Source organism: Halobacillus sp. ACCC02827 (genome assembly GCF_030291935.1).
In the GTDB taxonomy this organism is placed as follows: domain Bacteria; phylum Bacillota; class Bacilli; order Bacillales; family Halobacillaceae; genus Halobacillus.
The window spans coordinates 742,071-759,834 of sequence record NZ_CP128168.1; the positions used below are offsets into that span (position 1 = coordinate 742,071).

The following is a 17,764-nucleotide window of genomic DNA, read 5'->3' on the forward strand; positions in this document are numbered from 1 at the left end:
AGATTCCACCCGCTTTCTATTCATAACTACGTATAGAAGTGGAAATAGGTTTCATTGGTAAGTCATAGAAAAAAGAGCTCCCGGATAGAAGCTCTTCTTCCATTACTATTTAGGTTCAGGCAAAGCGTTGAAGGGCTTGGAACATCTCCTGACCTTCATCATTCAGTACATTGCCGCTCCCTTTACACCTGGCACATTCCTTCTCATAGCTCGTTTCTTCGACTGCGAGTCTCCAGGCGGCATCCTCCTTGGCGTGATTGACACGTTGATAGTGGTCCATGATCATGTTGGCTTTGCTGTCATCATATTCCTTATAGGCACCGGTACCGTGACAGAGTGGGCAGACATTATAAAGATGACTCACCGTTTTTGTATTCAAAAAGAACCCTTCTTTCTTTTATTGGTATTGATAAATTATGATTGATTTTATGGAATATTCAGACTAATTGCAAGTGTTTTCAGACATATAAAAAAGAAAAAAAGTAGAATTCCTCAAAAAGCCTACAAAAAAAGCCGCCGGAAGATCCGGCGACTCGAAATCTTTTATTTTCCAATGAACATTTGTGTCCAGTAGTTTCCGTCTTCTGCATGACCTACTCCAATGTGTGTGAAGTTAGGGTTCATGATGTTTTTACGGTGACCTTCACTGTTCATCCAACCTTGGACAACCTGCTCTGGGCTTGTTTGTCCCATGGCAATGTTCTCCCCTGCTGTTTGATAGTCAATGCCATACGTCTTCATCATGTCAAATGGAGAGCCGTACGTTGGGCTGTTATGAGAGAAGTAGTTATTTTTCTGCATATCCAAAGATTTGTCCTTAGCTACGGCACTAAGCTCTGTATCAAGCTCAAGTGGTGCCAGTCCTTGTTTCTCACGTTCCTGGTTTGTCAATTCTACTACTTGTTTTTCGAAAGCGGAGACTTCAGAAGATGCTTGCTCGTTTTGCTGTTCTGCTTTTGGTTGAGCTTGCTGCTCTGACTGTTGTTGTGGAGCAGCTTCCTGCTTAGGTTGTTCCTGAGGCTGAGCTTCCTGCTTCGGAGCTTCTACTTTTTCCTGCTTCGGCTGTTCTACTTGTTTCGGAGCTTCTACTTCTTCTTGCTTCTGCTCTTGTTTTGGAGCTTCCGGCTTAGCTTCTGCTTCGACAGGTTTTTCTCCCTGCTTCCAGTCAATTTGATTCAATAGAGATTGAATATCGATCTGCTGCAGGTTATTTCCCTTCAAAGCAGCTTCGTTCTGACTGATCCACTCCATCAATTTATCAGAATCTATTTGAATGTTTTGTGTTTTTATTTGCGAATGGTGCACCTCACCTGTAGATGCAAAAGATGTTGCGGGTGCTGCTAGAAGAGATAGTGCAAGAGCTCCTGATACGACTAATGATTTCTTCATGCTGATAACTCCTCCTTGAAAAGTTGGTTTGTTTTTCGATCGACTTTATCGTACCATCGATCTCTTGTAATAAAGGAGGATATTATTGGGAGATAGGTAGAAAGGACGTTCTGCTGACATCGTAAATAGGAGAGGGAAGCAAAAAGGCGGCATCAGTCCTTGTCAGCTCTGGGGTTGTTATAATCATCCTTTAAAGGTAAGCGGCTGCTGGAGTGGTTAAAGTATGAAAACAAGATACAAATTACTAGAATGACAGGGTTGACAGACTTTTTATGCGAAGTGTTTTTTTACGAATGTAACATCAGCGTTACAAATATTTCGATAGTTTGCATGTTTTTTTCTAGTATTTTCCTATATAAAACAAATCTTCTACTGTAAATATTCCTGGATGGAAAAATGTCGTTATTTAAGGGAAACTTATTTAATTTTTCCTTTTTTTGTTGTTTTTCTGATCTTGATGAAATATACTACATTACAACACTAATGCACTATGTTGGAGGAAGGTGACAAGTTGAATTTTGACGCAGGGAGTGCAAAGCCGATTTACATCCAGATCGCAGAATGGATGGAGGATGAGATTCTTCAAGGACACTTTCAAGTAGATGGAAAGGTGCATTCTCAGTATAAGCTGGCGGATATGTATAATATCAATCCGGCGACTGCGGCCAAAGGGCTGACGAAATTAGCGGAAGAGGGTGTTCTTTATGACAGGCGGGGACTCGGGAAATTCGTGGCGGAGGAAGCGAATGCGATTATAAAGGAAAAGCGGAGGAACAAGACAATGAAGCGTTTGGTTGACGATCTTGTGAAGGAAGCAGGGAAGTTGGAAATGACTGAAGAGGAAGTAATCACGCTCATTAAAGAAACATGGGGAGGAGCGAAAGAGTGAAGGCGATCAAATGTGAGAACGTAACCAAAACATATAAAAAGAAGAAAGCCCTGGACCGTTTGAACGTCTCCATTGAAGCGGGTAAAATCGTTGGTTTAGTCGGACGTAACGGTGCCGGTAAAACGACATGGATGAAGGTTGTTGCCGGAATGGTGAAAGAATCGAAAGGAAGTGTGGAAGTATTTGGAGAACATCCGTTCAATAATTTGATGATATCGGCTAATTCTGTTTATATCGATGACCGGATGTCTTTCCCTGCAACCTTGACTTTGGAAGAAATCCTTATGGAAGGGAAAAGGTTTTACCAGTATTGGGATCATGATCTTGCTTTACGTTTATTCGATTATTTCGGTTTTGAGCGCGGGGAACGCCATCATACGCTCTCAAAAGGAAGAGAAAGTATTTTTCACATGATCTTCGGTCTTGCCACACGATGTTCCTTGACAATCTTCGACGAGCCCACAACAGGGATGGATGCAGCTGTTCGAAAAGATTTCTATCGTGCCTTGTTGAAAGACTATTTGTCCTCTCCGCGCACCATTGTTTTATCGACGCATCATTTGGAGGAAATGGAAGACATACTGGAGGAAGTGCTTCTTCTCCACAAGGGGAAGCTGCTTCTCCAGACCAGCATGGATGAACTGAAGGAGTATGCCGTCCGCCTCACTGCACCCCTGGAGATACTGAGGCCATGGACCCGGAACAGAGAAATTCTTTATGAACAGCTTCCTGAGGAAAGAAACAGTTGTGTCATCGTAAGAAATGACTGGACGGAAACGGAACAGACGGAGATGAGGAAGGAAGGCATTCGTATCGCTCCTGTCTCTGCCAGTGATGTTTGCGTATATATGACGGAAGATAAGGTTGGCAGAGGAGGAATTGACGATGTCTTTGATCGAAGTGAAAACAGGTGATGTTATTAAAAAGCAGTTCGCGTTCAAGTGGCGGTCCCATCCGGGAGTGTTTACGTCTCTTGTAACGATACAGGTGATGGGCATCTTGTTTTCTTTAATGGGAACGGGGGCACAATTCATGGGAGGAGAGTTCTTTGAAGTCCGATCGCAGATCTTTTCCGGGGATTTAATTATTTCCTTTACGATTTTTTGGGGATTTTTGACGGCACTGCTCCTTACGACGCGTGCTTACCGTGAAGATGATTTTCCCTTTGTATCGACCCGCCTTACGAGTCATCTGTCTACCGTCGGCTTTCTTCTCGTGGTTTGCGGGATAGCCGGGCTTACAGCTGTCCTTTCAGAAAATGTACTGCGGGCAGCGGTATACACATTTGTAGTGCAGGACGGTCAACTGTTGCCGGCTCACGAAATGGAAGCTTCTTTATTCGGTGCTGGGATGGCTGCCGTCATCCTTATGGTTTTCCTGGCTGCCGGTGCCGGTTATTTGTTTGGTGTATTCCTGCAGTGGAACAGACTGTTTCTTCTTATCATTCCGGTTTTGATGTTCGGCATTTCGTATTTGATGCAGCGAAGTGGCGAAGACGGTTTGGCTAATTACCTCTTTGAGGTTCTGTTTGATGAAGCAAATATTGTTTTATTCGCTGTGAAAGCACTGCTCGTTTCCATTACTTGTTTCGTTGGAAGCTTCTGGATTGCTGGCCGTTTGGAGGTGAAGCGGTCATGATCATCGTTTTCGCAGTCTTTCTTTTCCTGCTTGTCACTTTGGCAGCTGTTTTTAACGGGAAGTATAAGGGTGCAAGTGTCAAGATGGCTAAGACCGGCCATTTGATCTTCCTTGTATTTGGGTGCGTGTTAGTACTCTCGACAATTTTCACCTTCTTCCTGCCTGATCCCCTGCCAGGGGAAGCGGCGAGTTCGTCGGATATCGACGATGCTATGTACAGCCATTTGTTAGAGGGAAACCTTGATCAGATAGACGAGGCATACCTTTTAGATGAGCGTACCTTCTCCTTTGGAGGAAAAACGCTGAACGTGAAAGTGAGCACTCCCGGCGGGCCTGGTACGTCCGTTATCGTAGAAAAAGTAGAGTCGAAAAAGAACATACACCTCTATCAGTATCGGTCACCTATGGTCGTAAATGGCTGGCAGATCCCTGTCAAAGAGGAGCCTGTGGTAACCTTTGAGAACCAGGGGCTGGTCGTAACCTCCGGCGAACAAGTAACGAAGACTTTCTATCAGTTCGATCCTTCTTTTCCTTTCCGACAATTCTCTGAAGGAAAGAACACAGGCGGCAGCAGTATGTCCTCCGGCATGTCGGTCCTGTATTTACAAATTCCTGAGAACATGACGGTGGAAGCGGATGACGAAGTGTATGTTACAGAAGTGGAATCTTGAATCGGTGAGTTTTACTTAACGGAGAACAGATGAGTACAGGCTCAGGTATCATCTAATAAAACTAGCAATTCCTACAGACGAAGAATCAAAAAAGCGCGGGTATCTGCCCGCGCTTTTTTGATTCTTTTTACTTTTTTCACACATATGGGCAGAAGTTCATAACTTAGCACAAGAGGTGGTGGCATATGAAAGAATCGGAAAGGATTGCTGCACAGGATCCTTTGCTCAATGAACAGCAAGAATGGAGAAAAAGGCGTATACGTCAACGGTTCAAACAAACACTTACCATAGCTTCCCCGGTGTTTATTCTGTTGCTTTGGGAAATCTTGTCCCGTACAGGCTTGATGGATGCCCGTTTTTTCCCGCCCCCTACGCAAATCGTGGGAACCTTTTGGTCGATGGCAGGGAGCGGAGAACTGTTCAGCCATGTTGGAATCTCATTATATCGTATTTTTGCAGGATTCCTTCTCGGAGTGATCCCTGCTATTGCAATCGGACTGCTGATGGGTTTGTATGGTCCAATCCGGCATTTCCTGTCGCCTTTGATCATGGCTCTCATGCCGATTCCAACACTTGCTCTCCTGCCGATCATCATCATTCTGTTCGGAGTAGGGGAAGTTTCCAAGGTGGTGACGATCGCAGGAAGTGTCTTCTTTCCGGTAGTCATTAATACAGTTGCCGGTGTCATCAACATCGACAGAATATATTTGGACGTAGCAAAGAATTACGGAGCAGATTCGAAACAGTTTTTCTTCAAAATCGCTCTCCCGGGTTCCTTACCGGTCATGCTTGAAGGGATTCAAATGGGGCAGGCGATCGCCTTACTTACGATAGTAGCAGCGGAAATGATGGGAGCGAATTCCGGTATCGGCTACTTAATCTGGACCTCCTATAAGGCATTCATGTTGAAAGAAATGTTTGTAGGGCTCGTACTCATCTCGTTCTTCGGCTATTTATTCTCATTAATCTTGAGAGGACTGCAAAGTAAATTACTCCCTTGGCGTTGATGAAGGAGAAAGGGGAAGGTGGAATGGATGCGAAAATTTCCATCAGGGATTTGACGAAAGTATTTTATAAAAAGGAAAGCAGAGTCACAGCATTGGAAGGAATCAATCTGGATATTGCCGATGGAGAGTTCGTCTGTTTAGTCGGACCGAGCGGGTGCGGAAAAACGACACTGCTCAGAATTCTAGCCGATTTGGAAACACCGAGTTCCGGGTCATTCACCATCGCAAGAGCAAAGGAAGACCGGCCACTTCAGTCGATGGTCTTCCAGGAACGGGGGGTGATTCCGTGGCTGACCGTGGAGGGTAACGTCAGTTTTGGTTTGAAAATGCGTCGTGTACCAGCGGCGGTCATCAAGGAACGGACCGCGTATTATTTAGAAAAAGTAGGGCTGGAGCGTTTCGCCAAGCTTTACCCTAGAGAGCTTTCCGGAGGAATGAAACAACGGGTGAGCATTGCCAGAGCATTCGCAAATGACCCGGAAATATTGTTGATGGATGAACCGTTCGCAGCATTGGATGAACAGAATAAATTCATCCTGCAGGAAGAATTACTCAACATCTGGGCCGAAACGAAAAAAACGGTCCTCTTCATTACACATAGTATCGATGAAGCACTCCTGCTCAGCGACCGGATTCTCTTGATGAGTGCCCAGCCGGGGAGGATTGTAAAGGAAAAACGAATCGAGCTCCCCAGACCAAGAAATATGGAGCAGGTCAGGGCTGACCCTGTCATGGCGGAACAATTCGTGGAGGTCTGGAATCATCTTCAGGAAGAAGTGCAACGATCAAGGATTTAAGAAAGGGGAAACATCCCATGCGTAAATCATTATGGATCTTTATCTCTCTTTTTTTATTTTTGGGTATAGCAGCAGGCTGCAGTGATAAGGAGTCTGAACAAGGAAAGCAGAAAGAAACCGTATCCGGCGATCTGGCTCCGCTTGAGAAGCGTCAGAAGGTAGTTATTGCAGAGGACGGTGCGGCGTCCGGTGCAGGATTTTACATCGCGAAAGAGAAAGGATATTTCGATGACTATAACATAGACATCGAATTTACGACATTCGCCAACAGTGATGATATGCTGCCGGCGCTTGCTTCCGGTGAAGTGGACATCGCCGGCGGAGTCTCCACCGCTTCGTTCTTCAATGCGATCGCTCAGGGAATCGATGTGAAGATCATCGCTGATAAAGGGCACTATTTCGATGGCAATTCCTACTTCAGTTTTGTTATTAGAGAAGACCTTCAGGATGAAATCAAGGAGTATGCCGATTTTAAAGGAAAACGGATTGCTGTATCTTCAAAGAATGCCGTGGATGATTACATCTTTCATGAAATGCTGAAGCATGCCGGCTTGACTGAGAAGGACGTAGAGGTTGTTTTAATGTCGGATTTCGGTAATATGCTGGCCGCGATGGGGAATAAATCCATAGATGCTGCCCTGCAGATAGAGCCTTTGATAACACAGGGAGAATCGCAGGGGTTACATGTGCGGTTCGGTGATGCTACGGATTATGCTCCAGAAGCACAAATCGCGATGGTTCTAGGCTCACCGGAATTTGTTGAAGAAGAAACAGACGTATCGCTCCGCTTCATGGCTGCTTATTTGAAGGGGGTACGCGATTACAACGATGCATTTCTTCACGGCGAGGGACTTGATGAAGTCATTGATATCATGACAAAACACACCGCTTTGAAGGATCCTGAAATATGGAAGAAAGTCGGCGTGACAGGACTGGATCCGGACGGCAGTATGTTCGTGGAGGATATTAAAGATCAGTTCGACTTTTACAACTCCAATGGTGCCATCATCGGCGAAGTAGATTTCGATGAGGCTGTAGACCCTTCTCTGGCAGCCAAAGCCGTGGACATTATCGGAGAGTATGATAAAAAGTAACATTCCAAGTTTTTCTCTTGTCAGAGAGAAAAAAATGATGTAAAGTAACGAGAGACTCAATTGAATAGTTCTTATCAAGAGAAGTGGAGGAACTGGTCCTAAGAAGCTTCAGCAACCACCAACACAGTTGGCCGGTGCTAAATCCAGCAGGTTTTAGACCTGACAGATAAGAGGGGACGGAAACAAAGAAGCCTTCTTATCCTAAAGAGGGCTTCTTTTTTATTTGTTTGGCCTGGTCTTGTCTGTATCACAGAAACATTCATGAGTTCACCAAGAAGGAGGCAGAAAAGATGACAAAACCGAAAGCAAATATTTTTGCACTTATTCCATTTGTAGTATTTATTGTATTGTTCATTGGTTCAGGGATCGTGACAGGTGACTTCTACAAAATGCCTGTACTCGTCGCTCTGTTTGCAGCTATACTGGTAGCGCTGCTTATGGATCGAAAAACAGATTTTGAAACGAAAATCATGACACTCTCCAAAGGGGGAGGACACCCGAATATCATCTTGATGGTTGTGATCTTCCTGCTCGCGGGAGCATTTGCTTCCGTCGCACAGGGAATGGGGGCTGTAGATTCCACCGTCAACCTTGGCCTGAGCTACCTGCCTGGTGGATGGATGGTCGTCGGCCTGTTCGTCATTGGGTGTTTCATATCCATTTCCATGGGTACTTCCACAGGGACAGTTGTAGCTTTAGCCCCGATCGGACTTGGTGTCGCAGAACAAACAGATATTGGTGTGGCGCTGATTATGGGAGCCATTGTAAGTGGGGCTATGTTCGGGGACAACCTCTCCATCATTTCTGATACAACCATTGCAGCTGTTCGAACACAAGGCACGGAAATGAAAGAAAAGTTCAAGGCGAACTTCTTTATCGTTCTTCCGGCTGCCATAGTAACAGCGGTTATTTTTGCAGTATGGACAGCCAGTGCGAGTGCAGATCTTGGGGAAACATACTCGTATAATTTCCTTGAAGTCATTCCATATCTCGGAGTGCTCCTGTTCGCCATCCTTGGGGTAAACGTCATATTCGTTCTGATCGGCGGAACGGTAGCAGCCGGAATTGTCGGTTTGATTCTCGGTAAATTCTCGGGGATGGAACTGATTAACCTGATCGGAGACGGCTTCGCTAACATGCAGGAGTTGTCTATGATCGCTATCCTGCTCGGAGGACTTGTAGAGCTGATCCGTTATAACGGCGGAATTGAGTATCTACTGGAAGCGGTGAATAAACGTGTCCGGTCTAATCGTGGTGGAGAGTTCGGTATCGCCGGTATCGTAACCGCGATCAATTTGTCCACTGCAAACAACACGATTTCGATCATCACGGCCGGTCCATTAGCCAAACAGATCTCTGATGATTACGGCATTGAACCGAGAAGATCCGCCAGCCTGTTGGACATCTTTGCAAGCTCTGTTCAAGGAATCATTCCTTACGGAGCCCAACTCCTTGCTGTAGCCGGTGTGGCATCGATTTCACCTATTGCAATCGTACCGTTTTGTATTTATCCGATCTTAACAGCCGTGTCCGGAATTCTTGCTATTGTCTTCAAGTTTCCTAAGTTTACGGTTCAGAAAGCAGATCCTTCCGCTCAAAAAGGATCCTGATATTCTCTGACTGGAAGAGGCTCCCTGAAATAGGGAGCTTCTTTTTCGTTTGGAAAAGGTGGTATGGCTGGGGGAGAGATCGGGCTCCAGGAGAAGGGACCTTTCCACTGGGCGCCCGGTGAGCGGCCATAAAGGAAGGCGGAGGTAGTTGGTCACTTAATAGATTTTTTCAAATTCGAATGAAATATTAATTCTTTAAATAGTTCATGAATTTGATATTATATTTCAAAATGAATCTATTGTAATGGGGCTATAGAATGAAAAAAACAGTCGAAAAAGAGAGAGAGGGGTCTTATGTGGTATAGACGACTATAGTTATATTCGGTACGCTTTTACTACATATTGTAAACGCTTCCATAATAAAGACTCTCATCATGATCCGCCATTGTTGGGAAAGTTCGATCGTCATGCGGGATAGCGGTCTTACTTTTACAAATAAATAAAGGCAAGGAGGAATGTAGAGTGAAAGGCAGGAGAAGAGGTTGGTTTGTTGTGCTGCTTACATTCTGTCTGTTGATTCCGGGAACGATGACCGGACCGGTATCGGCGGACGGGAAAAAGTCGAACAAGGGAACAGAGTTAATTCTTTTGCAGAACGTACCGGAAGCGGACAGGACAATTAAAGGGGATACGGTTCAGATGGAGGTGCTGCGTGTTTACAAAGATGGTCACTTCAAGAAGGTCGAGGAGAATCTGAAGTGGTCGTCCAACAATAAACGGGTGGCGGAAGTGGATGAACATGGAAAAGTAACATGGCACGGAAAACCCGGGCGAGCGTGGATTACCGTCCGCAGCGGGAAGGATCAGGACCGGATCGCCGTCCATTTCAAACGAAAGAAGCATAAAGGGCAGTCCGAGGTTACTCCTGTACTGATGAAGCAGAAAGGAAAGAAGTATGACATCGTAAGGAATGCCATCGATAAAATGACAATGGAGGAGAAAGTCGGACAGATGTTGATGCCTGACTTCCGTACTTGGAAGGGGAAAAATGTCACGGAAATGAATGCTGAAATAGGGCAGATGGTAAAACAATATCATTTGGGAGGAGTCATTCTTTTCCGTGAAAATGTCGTAACCACAGAGCAAACGACAACGCTTGTCGACGATTACCAGAGTTCGAGTGAGAAATTTGGACTGCTTATGACCATTGATCAGGAAGGTGGAATCGTCACAAGGCTGCAATCCGGGACAGATATGCCTGGAAATATGGCACTTGGGGCAGCACGTTCGGAAGAGCTAGCTCAGAATGTTGGTAATGCCATTGGAGAAGAACTTGCGGCGCTTGGATTCAATGTGAATTTCGCTCCTGTGATGGATGTAAACAATAATCCGGATAATCCGGTTATCGGCGTCCGTTCCTTCGGTGGAGACCCAAGATTGGTTGGAACGATGGGAACCGCTTATATGCGGGGATTACAACAAGCTGGTGTCGCTGCTACGGCCAAGCACTTCCCTGGCCATGGAGATACCGCTGTCGATTCTCATCTAGGTCTTCCTGAAGTGCCTCACGATTTAGACCGACTCAAGGAAGTGGAACTCTATCCCTTCCAACAAGCAATGGATGCAGGTATTGACGCAATCATGACGGCACACGTCACTTTCCCGAAAATTGATGATACCGAAGTGATTTCTCAGAAGGATGGGACGCCGATTGCTCTTCCTGCCACCTTATCAGAGAAGGTGTTGACCGGCTTAATTCGTGAAGAGATGGGCTATGAAGGGATTGTCGTGACCGATGCGCTCAACATGAAAGCAATCAGTGACCACTTCGGACCGGTAGATTCCGTGATTCGGGCGATCAACGCCGGAACAGATATCGTATTGATGCCTGTAGGACTTGAAGAAGTAGCGGGAGGTATTTACGAAGCTGTGGAAACGGGGGAAATCAAGGAAGAAACCATTGAGGACTCTGCCCGACGTATCTTGACGTTGAAAGTGAAGCGGGGAATCATTCCTTCCGAAAATCCGAAGTCGCTGGAAGAGAAGGTTCAATACGCGGAAGAAATCGTAGGTTCCGAAGCGCATAAACAGGTGGAAAAAGAAGCTGCTGAGAAGTCGATCACCATGGTCAAAAATGATGGGGTATTACCTGTGACACCAGAAGAGGAGGAAGAGGTACTTGTCATTGGAAATACATTCATTGATTTGCTTGGTGATGCCGTCAGAGAACGCCACGGTGCCACTACTGTTTTATCAACGTCGAGCGCGGAATTGACAGAAGGACAGTTGGAAATGGTGAAAAAGGCGGACTATATCATCTTTGGTACTTACACGTATAATGTCGCCACACGGTCTGCCGATCACCCACAAATGAAATTGATCCATGAGGTGATGGATGCGAGCGAAGCGCCTGTCATCAGTATTGGAATTCGGAATCCATACGACATCATGAGTTATGCAGGTGTCGATGCTTACCTCGCCCAATATGGCTTTAAAGCAGCCAGTTTCAAGGCGTCCGCTGCCACCATATTTGGTGAAAATTCACCGCAAGGAAAGCTTCCTGTCACGATACCTGATGAAGATGGATCGGTGATGTACGAATATGGAACGGGGCTCACTTATTAAGAGGAAAGGGAGAGGATAGCTATGCGGAAGTGGTTTATACTAGTGGTCGTTCTGCTAACAACCTGGTCCACCTTTTCGGTCGTTCTCGCTGATCATCAAGGAAACCGTGGTAAACATAAGGGACATCATAAGAAGCAGGAGGAATTCAAACTTGGAGTAGAAGTGCTGCTCGATGATAAGAAAGAACTTTTGGAAGGAAAGCGCATTGGGTTAATCACGAATCCGACAGGAGTAGATCAGGATTTGAACAGTGTCGTCGATCTTTTCTACGAAGATGAAGACTTAGAGTTGACGGCTCTTTATGGTCCCGAACATGGAGTGCGGGGAAGCGCTCAGGCAGGCGAGTATGTGGAATTTTACGAAGATGAGAAGACTGGTCTGCCTGTGTACAGCTTATACGGTAAAACGAAAAAACCGACTCCGGATATGCTTGAAAATATTGATGTCCTCGTATTCGACATCCAGGACGTAGGAACGCGTTTCTATACGTACATCTACACGATGGCTTATGCGATGGAAGCAGCACAAGAAAACGACATTCCATTCTTCGTCCTGGACCGGCCGAACCCGATCGGTGGAGACCAGGTGGAGGGTCCGGTCCTTGATACAGACTACCAGTCTTTCGTAGGAAATTATCCAATCCCACTGAGGCATGGCATGACGGCAGGAGAATTGGCGAAGCTGTTTAACAAAGAATTCGATATCGGTGCAGAGTTGACCGTTGTGAAAATGGAAGGGTGGAAGCGGGGAATGGATTATGATGATACAGACATGCCATTCGTTGCGCCTTCGCCGAACATGCCGACGGTAGATACGGCTTACGTATATCCTGGGGCTGCATTGATTGAAGGGACAAATGTATCGGAAGGAAGAGGAACTACGAAGCCGTTCGAGTTGATCGGAGCCCCCTTCATAGACAGCGAACAATTGGCGGAAGCAATGAACGAGAAGAACCTTCCTGGTGTCAGGTTCCGGGCGGCTTCATTTACCCCGTCTTTTTCTAAGCATGCCGGGAAATTATCCCACGGGGTCCAACTTCACATACTGGACCGTGATGAGTTCCAGCCTGTTAACACAGGTCTGCACTTAGTGAAAACTATCCATGATATGTACCCTGATGATTTCGAATTTCGTGCCGAAGATGCAAATGGTATCTCGTTCTTTGATCTACTAATAGGGAACGGATGGGTAAGGGAATCAATTAATGAGGGGCATTCCGTAGAACAGATGGAGAAACGTTGGAAGGATGACCTCAAAAAGTTTAATAAGACGAGAAAACATTTTCTTCTGTATAAGTAAGAGTAATCCACATTCCTCCCGAAGGAATGTGGATTTATTTTAAGGAAGGGTTATAGAGTGATTTTATGACAATTTTATGGATTTTATGATAAAATTTGTAAATATTCTTACACTTACCACATGGGGAAGGATTGATTGTATGAGAGCGACCGTTGCTATCAAAAATAGTTGGCAAAAGCTTTGGGTGATGCATGAGGAAGCGAAGGCACTGATGCAGTTTATGGTGTCCGGGAATCATACTTCTGCTTATACCAAGGAAAATGGAGAACAAGAAGGGAAACCAGGACCTTCCATGCAGCCGAGACAAAAGAGCGGCTTGATTCTTGGACCCATGCTTTTTCTTCTTGCCTTGCTGTTTGTGGATGCGGAAGGTTTGTCAAGGGAGGCTGTAGCGATTCTTGCGAGTACACTATGGATTGCTACATGGTGGATTACAGAGGCAATTCCCATTCCAGCCACCTCGTTGCTTCCTCTCGTATTGTTTCCTGTTACCGGCGGGTTGGAAAGTGGAATGACCGCATCTTCTTACGGAGATGACACCATCTTTCTGTTTATGGGGGGCTTTTTAATTGCCCTTACTATGCAGAAATGGAACTTACATAAACGGATGGCCCTGTTTATCATAGCTTCCGTCGGCACGAGCACCGAACAAATTGTACTCGGGTTTATGGTTGCTACCGGTGTGCTGTCCATGTGGATTTCCAACACAGCGACGGCAATGATGATGGTGCCGATTGGTATGGCCGTTATATACCAAGCAGCGGAGCAGTTGAAGAAGAAGGGAGAAACGGTCGATCACGATTCTTTCCCTTTCGGTAAGGCAGTGATGCTCGGAATTGCGTATAGTGCGTCGATCGGAGGACTTGCGACACTAATCGGTACACCGCCGAATACGATCTTCAAGGCGGTTGTAGAACAGACCTATGCCATCGAGATATCTTTCGCAGGTTGGATGACGTTCGGGGTACCATTATCTTTGCTGTTGTTAGCGCTTGCGTGGGTGTATTTAGTCAAGGTCGCTTATCCTATGAAAATGAAGGAGCTGCCTGGAGGGAGGAAGGTGATCAGAGAAGAACGCAGGTCGCTTGGTGTTATGTCTTTTGAAGAAAAAACGGTGCTGTTGGTTTTTACCGTGACAGCTGCAGCCTGGATATCCCGCTCCTTTCTTCTGGTACGGGTTAATGAAAATATCAATGATACGATGATCGCTATGATTGCTGCAGTCATCCTGTTCATCCTTCCCTCTAAAAACCGTAAAGGAGAACATCTACTGGATTGGGATACAGCAAAAGGACTGCCATGGGGGATCTTGCTGTTATTCGGTGCCGGGCTGGCCATTGCTTCAGGATTTCAGGAAACCGGACTGGCAGAATGGATAGGTAATCAATTGACTGTACTCCAAGGGGTGCATCTGCTCTTGATTATCGTTATCGTAACGGGGATGGTTATATTCCTTACAGAAATAACATCCAATACAGCCACGGCAACTATGATGTTTCCGATTATGGCCTCCCTTGCGAGTGCTCTTTCTGTACACCCTTACAGTTTGATGATCGCTGCAGGGATTGCTGCAAGTTGTGCGTTCATGCTCCCGGTTGCGACTCCGCCGAACGCCGTCGTTTTCGGGTCTGGTTATTTGCGTATCCCGGATATGGCGAAAGCTGGGTTGTGGTTGAATATCCTTGCAGTCATCCTGGTTACTCTTGCCATCTATTTCTATCTTCCGTTCGTCTGGGGGATCGATTTGAACGAATTTCCAAGTCAATTCCAATCCTAGAAAAGAGTGATTTGATATGGGAGTGGCGATAGAAACGACTCACCCCTATACACCGCGTGAGTCTGGATTTTGGCGGATTACAGCCGCATTAATGATTGCATCTTTATCGACCTTTTCTACATTGTATGTCTTTCAGCCACTGCTCCCGTTGCTTTCGGATAGTTATGATCGTTCTGCTACAGTATCAAGCTTCGTCATGTCCTCCTGTGTGCTCGCTATGGTTGTCGGATTGTTCGTTTTAGGCTTTCTTTCTGATCGCTATGGCAGGGTGGCAGTTATGAAGCTTTCCCTGTTCGTTACCGTGATTACGCTGGGTTTGATTCCTCTTGTGGATAGTTTCGAATGGATTGTAGCTCTCCGTGTTATCCAGGGATTTTTCCTTGCAGGGATTCCTGCTGCAGCGATGGGGTATTTAGGAGAAGAAACATCACCAAAACATATCGGTCTTGCTATGACGCTGTATATTTCGAGTAACGCACTCGGAGGAATGGGCGGAAGAGTGGGAGCGGGATATCTTGCAGGGGTTTTTGATTTACGGTTGACGATTTGGGTGTTTGCATTCTTCGGAGTCCTTGCTGCTTTTCTGTTCCTTGTACTCATACCGAACGAGCGTTTCTTTGAAAAAACGGATCAGTCGATAGTCAAGGATCTTCAAGGGTTGTTTGTCCATTTGCGAAGCGGAAACATGCTTTTTCTATTCTTAATGGGCTTCCTGCTGCAGGCCGTTTTCACGGCAGTGTGGACATACCTTCCCTTTTACTTACAAGGAGAGCCTTTTCGATGGACGCTGGAGGTCATTTCATTTACCTATTTTGCTTATTTATTCGGGATTATCGCACCGCCGCTGGCAGGGAGAATGTCTCTCTCCTTAGGGATGAAGCGGGTGATGTATTTAGCTGTCCTTGTAATGCTTGCAGGAGCAGGGGTGACCGCTGTACCGTCCGGTTCCATGATTGTATTTGGTCTCTGTCTGCTCTGTATGGGGTTCTTTGTCGCCCATGCAATGGCTTCGGCGCTTGTAAGTAAATCTGCCACGCATCATCGAAGTGGAGCATCCGGATTCTATTTGATCAGCTACTACGCCGGGGTCGCTGTGGGGAGCACGGCTGCCGGGGTTTTGTGGGAAGGTAGTGGATGGCTCGGAATATTAAGTATAGGCATAAGTTTTCTGGTACTGTTCTTCTGTATGTGGCTCTTGCGCCGCCGTGGTCTCAGCACGTGATACAATAGCGATGAGAAAGTGGGGATCAGTTATGGAGGAAGTGAAAGGGAAGCTTGTCGATACGAATACAAGGTGCGTACACTATCATAGTGAGACTGATATTATTGCGATTAAAATGCACTGCTGCCAAACGTACTATGCATGTATCTTCTGTCATGATGAATTAGAGGATCATGGGAAGTCACGCTGGCCGAGGAATCGCTGGGACGAGGCTGCTGTCCTCTGTGGAAACTGTGAGAGCGAGCTGTCCATACAGAATTATATGAAGGCTTCTGTTTGTCCGAATTGTAAGCATGCTTTTAATGCCGGATGCCGGCTGCATTATCCGTATTATTTTGAAATGAATCAAGACTGAGCGCTGCTCAGTCTTGGTTTTTTTATTGTTCTACGACGAATTCAAAGTTCCCTTCGAATTTCACATCTCTGCCAAGCAGCATTCCGCCGGTTTCTATTGCGGCATTGTAAGTCAAGCCGTAGCTTTCTCGGTTCACTTTTCCGGTGACATCAAAGCCTGCGATCGTGCTCCCGTCCATAGGACTCTTCGATGTGCCGTTGTATTCGACTGTGAATGTCTCTTTATTAGTTGTCTCTTTAATCGTGAAGTCTCCGGTTACTTCGAATTCTCCTTCCGAGACTTCTTTGATGGAAGTACTCTTGAATGTCATTTCCGGATATTGATCTGCCTCGAAGAAGTCTCCGGACCGCAGGTGTCCATCTCTTTGCTCGTTCTTCGTGTTAATGGATTTAACGGGAATTGTTACGGCGATGCTGGCAGATGAGAGATCATTCAGGTCTCCGGAAAATTGAACATTAAATTCCTCGAATTCTCCTTTAGCCTTGGATACCATCATATGTTTAATTTGGAAATTCAAACTGCTGTGCACAGGATCTAATACTAATTTAGTCATGGGAACACTCTCCTTAAAGAATATTTTGAATTCTAACTATTATCTTATTCTCTATTTATTTCGAAGTCAAGATATTTTGATTTACACGGTTACTGTTAAGAAAGGTAAAAAAAAGCCCACAGACCTAGGGGTGTCTGTGAGCTGCCTGAACCTATTTGTTAAGCTTGAAATGTGCGTTTAATTGACCACGCAGCATTCGTTCCATTACTTTTTCCTTGCTTGATTCCAGCAAATCCTGTTTTATTTCATAGGTTTGCACCCCTTCTTCTCGTTTGTCTGCTATCTGGAGCAGCATTTCCACGTCCGCAAAGGAATATTTTCTTGTTCCTCTCTTAGTCCGTTCCGGATATATTAATCCTCGCTCCTCATAGTACCGTATTTGTCGAAGCGATAATCCTGTCAGTTCATTAACGGTTCCGATTGATATGACCTTTTTATGCTTGTAGGACGACATCCCTTCTCCTCCTTGGTGATTGGCGAAGCTATGGACGGTGGATTCTGGCTGCGAGGGTTTCCAGTTCTGTCAGTGTAAGTGAATGGAGAACCTCGTCCGAAGCATGGAACTGTCCGGCTTCGATCAGCTTTTGGATATAATGTTCCCGCATAGTTTCAACAGCTGTCCTTAAATGATTCTTCATGAAGGTTCACTCCCGATCCTTTGATTTTCGTGAACATGGGGGATCTACCTACAGGACGGCACTAATCATTCATTTCCTGTTCTGGTTGTTGTTAACAGAATAAATCATTTTTAATTTTCTGTCACCTGTTATGTTAGAAAATCTAACATAAAATTTACGCCATGTTAGAATTTCTTACGCATGCGGCTGGGGCCTCCCTAATTTCTATTCTGGAGGAGTGGGGATATATTAATGAAGAAAGGGGGAATAAGCGCACATCT

Annotated in this window: 18 protein-coding genes and 1 riboswitch; of the genes, 13 read left to right on the forward strand and 5 right to left on the reverse strand. The window is 45.6% G+C overall.

What is annotated here, in order from left to right:
* Positions 1–115: 115 nt before the first annotated feature.
* The gene (locus QRD89_RS03730; protein WP_026578659.1) at positions 116–379 is read right to left on the reverse strand and encodes a hypothetical protein; all 264 of its coding nucleotides are present in this window, start codon (positions 377–379) and stop codon (positions 116–118) included.
* 164 nt (positions 380–543) lie between these two features.
* Positions 544–1,389, reverse strand: coding sequence for a CAP domain-containing protein (locus QRD89_RS03735; protein ID WP_286096361.1), 846 nt, complete (start codon positions 1,387–1,389; stop codon positions 544–546).
* Positions 1,390–1,900: 511 nt separating this feature from the next.
* Here QRD89_RS03735 and QRD89_RS03740 point away from each other — a divergent pair.
* From QRD89_RS03740 to QRD89_RS03800, 13 genes are all read left to right on the forward strand, one after another.
* Positions 1,901–2,278, forward strand: a complete 378-nt coding sequence (locus QRD89_RS03740; RefSeq protein WP_008639824.1) for a GntR family transcriptional regulator — start codon at positions 1,901–1,903, stop codon at positions 2,276–2,278.
* Positions 2,275–3,192, forward strand: coding sequence for an ATP-binding cassette domain-containing protein (locus QRD89_RS03745; protein ID WP_286096362.1), 918 nt, complete (start codon positions 2,275–2,277; stop codon positions 3,190–3,192). Before QRD89_RS03740 ends, QRD89_RS03745 begins: the two co-directional genes overlap by 4 nt.
* Positions 3,164–3,916, forward strand: a complete 753-nt coding sequence (locus tag QRD89_RS03750; protein WP_062515409.1) for a hypothetical protein — start codon at positions 3,164–3,166, stop codon at positions 3,914–3,916. Before QRD89_RS03745 ends, QRD89_RS03750 begins: the two co-directional genes overlap by 29 nt.
* A complete protein-coding gene (locus tag QRD89_RS03755) occupies positions 3,913–4,587 on the forward strand; it encodes a hypothetical protein (protein WP_286096363.1) in 675 nt (224 codons plus the stop codon). Before QRD89_RS03750 ends, QRD89_RS03755 begins: the two co-directional genes overlap by 4 nt.
* 185 nt (positions 4,588–4,772) lie before the next feature.
* Complete coding sequence (locus QRD89_RS03760; RefSeq protein WP_062515406.1) at positions 4,773–5,594, forward strand: ABC transporter permease; 822 nt, start codon at positions 4,773–4,775, stop codon at positions 5,592–5,594.
* A gap of 23 nt (positions 5,595–5,617) precedes the next feature.
* A complete protein-coding gene (locus tag QRD89_RS03765) occupies positions 5,618–6,391 on the forward strand; it encodes an ABC transporter ATP-binding protein (protein ID WP_035388660.1) in 774 nt (257 codons plus the stop codon).
* A 17-nt stretch (positions 6,392–6,408) separates the two neighbouring features.
* Positions 6,409–7,485 (forward strand): ABC transporter substrate-binding protein, encoded by a 1,077-nt coding sequence (locus QRD89_RS03770; protein WP_286096364.1) that lies wholly within the window; start codon positions 6,409–6,411, stop codon positions 7,483–7,485.
* A 68-nt stretch (positions 7,486–7,553) separates the two neighbouring features.
* Positions 7,554–7,658: riboswitch (SAM riboswitch) on the forward strand.
* A 117-nt stretch (positions 7,659–7,775) separates the two neighbouring features.
* Positions 7,776–9,095, forward strand: coding sequence for a Na+/H+ antiporter NhaC family protein (locus QRD89_RS03775; RefSeq protein WP_008639831.1), 1,320 nt, complete (start codon positions 7,776–7,778; stop codon positions 9,093–9,095).
* A gap of 462 nt (positions 9,096–9,557) precedes the next feature.
* The gene (locus QRD89_RS03780) at positions 9,558–11,660 is read left to right on the forward strand and encodes a glycoside hydrolase family 3 protein (RefSeq protein WP_502875650.1); all 2,103 of its coding nucleotides are present in this window, start codon (positions 9,558–9,560) and stop codon (positions 11,658–11,660) included.
* 21 nt (positions 11,661–11,681) lie between these two features.
* Positions 11,682–12,959 (forward strand): exo-beta-N-acetylmuramidase NamZ family protein, encoded by a 1,278-nt coding sequence (locus QRD89_RS03785; RefSeq protein WP_286096365.1) that lies wholly within the window; start codon positions 11,682–11,684, stop codon positions 12,957–12,959.
* Positions 12,960–13,098: 139 nt separating this feature from the next.
* The gene (locus tag QRD89_RS03790; RefSeq protein WP_286096366.1) at positions 13,099–14,736 is read left to right on the forward strand and encodes an SLC13 family permease; all 1,638 of its coding nucleotides are present in this window, start codon (positions 13,099–13,101) and stop codon (positions 14,734–14,736) included.
* A 16-nt stretch (positions 14,737–14,752) separates the two neighbouring features.
* Positions 14,753–15,958, forward strand: coding sequence for an MFS transporter (locus QRD89_RS03795; RefSeq protein WP_286096367.1), 1,206 nt, complete (start codon positions 14,753–14,755; stop codon positions 15,956–15,958).
* Positions 15,959–15,989: 31 nt separating this feature from the next.
* Positions 15,990–16,313 (forward strand): CHY zinc finger protein, encoded by a 324-nt coding sequence (locus tag QRD89_RS03800; protein WP_008636710.1) that lies wholly within the window; start codon positions 15,990–15,992, stop codon positions 16,311–16,313.
* Positions 16,314–16,335: 22 nt separating this feature from the next.
* Here the strand turns inward: QRD89_RS03800 and QRD89_RS03805 are convergent, their stop codons facing one another.
* The 3 genes from QRD89_RS03805 to QRD89_RS03815 all read right to left on the reverse strand — a co-directional run bounded on the left by QRD89_RS03805 (position 16,336) and on the right by QRD89_RS03815 (position 17,504).
* Positions 16,336–16,866: a YceI family protein gene (locus QRD89_RS03805; RefSeq protein WP_008636706.1), complete on the reverse strand. Its 531-nt coding sequence runs from the start codon at positions 16,864–16,866 to the stop codon at positions 16,336–16,338.
* A 151-nt stretch (positions 16,867–17,017) separates the two neighbouring features.
* Positions 17,018–17,320 carry a MerR family transcriptional regulator gene (locus tag QRD89_RS03810; protein ID WP_008636705.1) on the reverse strand — a complete coding sequence of 101 codons (303 nt, stop codon included), beginning with the start codon at positions 17,318–17,320 and terminating at the stop codon, positions 17,018–17,020.
* Between the two features lie 28 nt (positions 17,321–17,348).
* A complete protein-coding gene (locus QRD89_RS03815; protein WP_008636704.1) occupies positions 17,349–17,504 on the reverse strand; it encodes a Fur-regulated basic protein FbpA in 156 nt (51 codons plus the stop codon).
* Positions 17,505–17,764 lie beyond the last annotated feature (260 nt).

Excerpts from the sequence above, each read along its gene's own strand:
- QRD89_RS03735 (WP_286096361.1), bottom strand. The coding sequence starts at position 1,389 with ATGAAGAAATCATTAGTCGTATCAGGAGCTCTTGCACTATCTCTTCTA.
- QRD89_RS03750 (WP_062515409.1), top strand. The coding sequence starts at position 3,164 with ATGTCTTTGATCGAAGTGAAAACAGGTGATGTTATTAAAAAGCAGTTC.
- QRD89_RS03755 (WP_286096363.1), top strand. The coding sequence starts at position 3,913 with ATGATCATCGTTTTCGCAGTCTTTCTTTTCCTGCTTGTCACTTTGGCA.
- QRD89_RS03760 (WP_062515406.1), top strand. The coding sequence starts at position 4,773 with ATGAAAGAATCGGAAAGGATTGCTGCACAGGATCCTTTGCTCAATGAA.
- QRD89_RS03765 (WP_035388660.1), top strand. The coding sequence starts at position 5,618 with ATGGATGCGAAAATTTCCATCAGGGATTTGACGAAAGTATTTTATAAA.
- QRD89_RS03770 (WP_286096364.1), top strand. The coding sequence starts at position 6,409 with ATGCGTAAATCATTATGGATCTTTATCTCTCTTTTTTTATTTTTGGGT.
- QRD89_RS03775 (WP_008639831.1), top strand. The coding sequence starts at position 7,776 with ATGACAAAACCGAAAGCAAATATTTTTGCACTTATTCCATTTGTAGTA.
- QRD89_RS03785 (WP_286096365.1), top strand. The coding sequence starts at position 11,682 with ATGCGGAAGTGGTTTATACTAGTGGTCGTTCTGCTAACAACCTGGTCC.
- QRD89_RS03790 (WP_286096366.1), top strand. The coding sequence starts at position 13,099 with ATGAGAGCGACCGTTGCTATCAAAAATAGTTGGCAAAAGCTTTGGGTG.
- QRD89_RS03795 (WP_286096367.1), top strand. The coding sequence starts at position 14,753 with ATGGGAGTGGCGATAGAAACGACTCACCCCTATACACCGCGTGAGTCT.
- QRD89_RS03800 (WP_008636710.1), top strand. The coding sequence starts at position 15,990 with ATGGAGGAAGTGAAAGGGAAGCTTGTCGATACGAATACAAGGTGCGTA.
- QRD89_RS03805 (WP_008636706.1), bottom strand. The coding sequence starts at position 16,866 with ATGACTAAATTAGTATTAGATCCTGTGCACAGCAGTTTGAATTTCCAA.
- QRD89_RS03810 (WP_008636705.1), bottom strand. The coding sequence starts at position 17,320 with ATGTCGTCCTACAAGCATAAAAAGGTCATATCAATCGGAACCGTTAAT.
- QRD89_RS03815 (WP_008636704.1), bottom strand. The coding sequence starts at position 17,504 with ATGAAGAATCATTTAAGGACAGCTGTTGAAACTATGCGGGAACATTAT.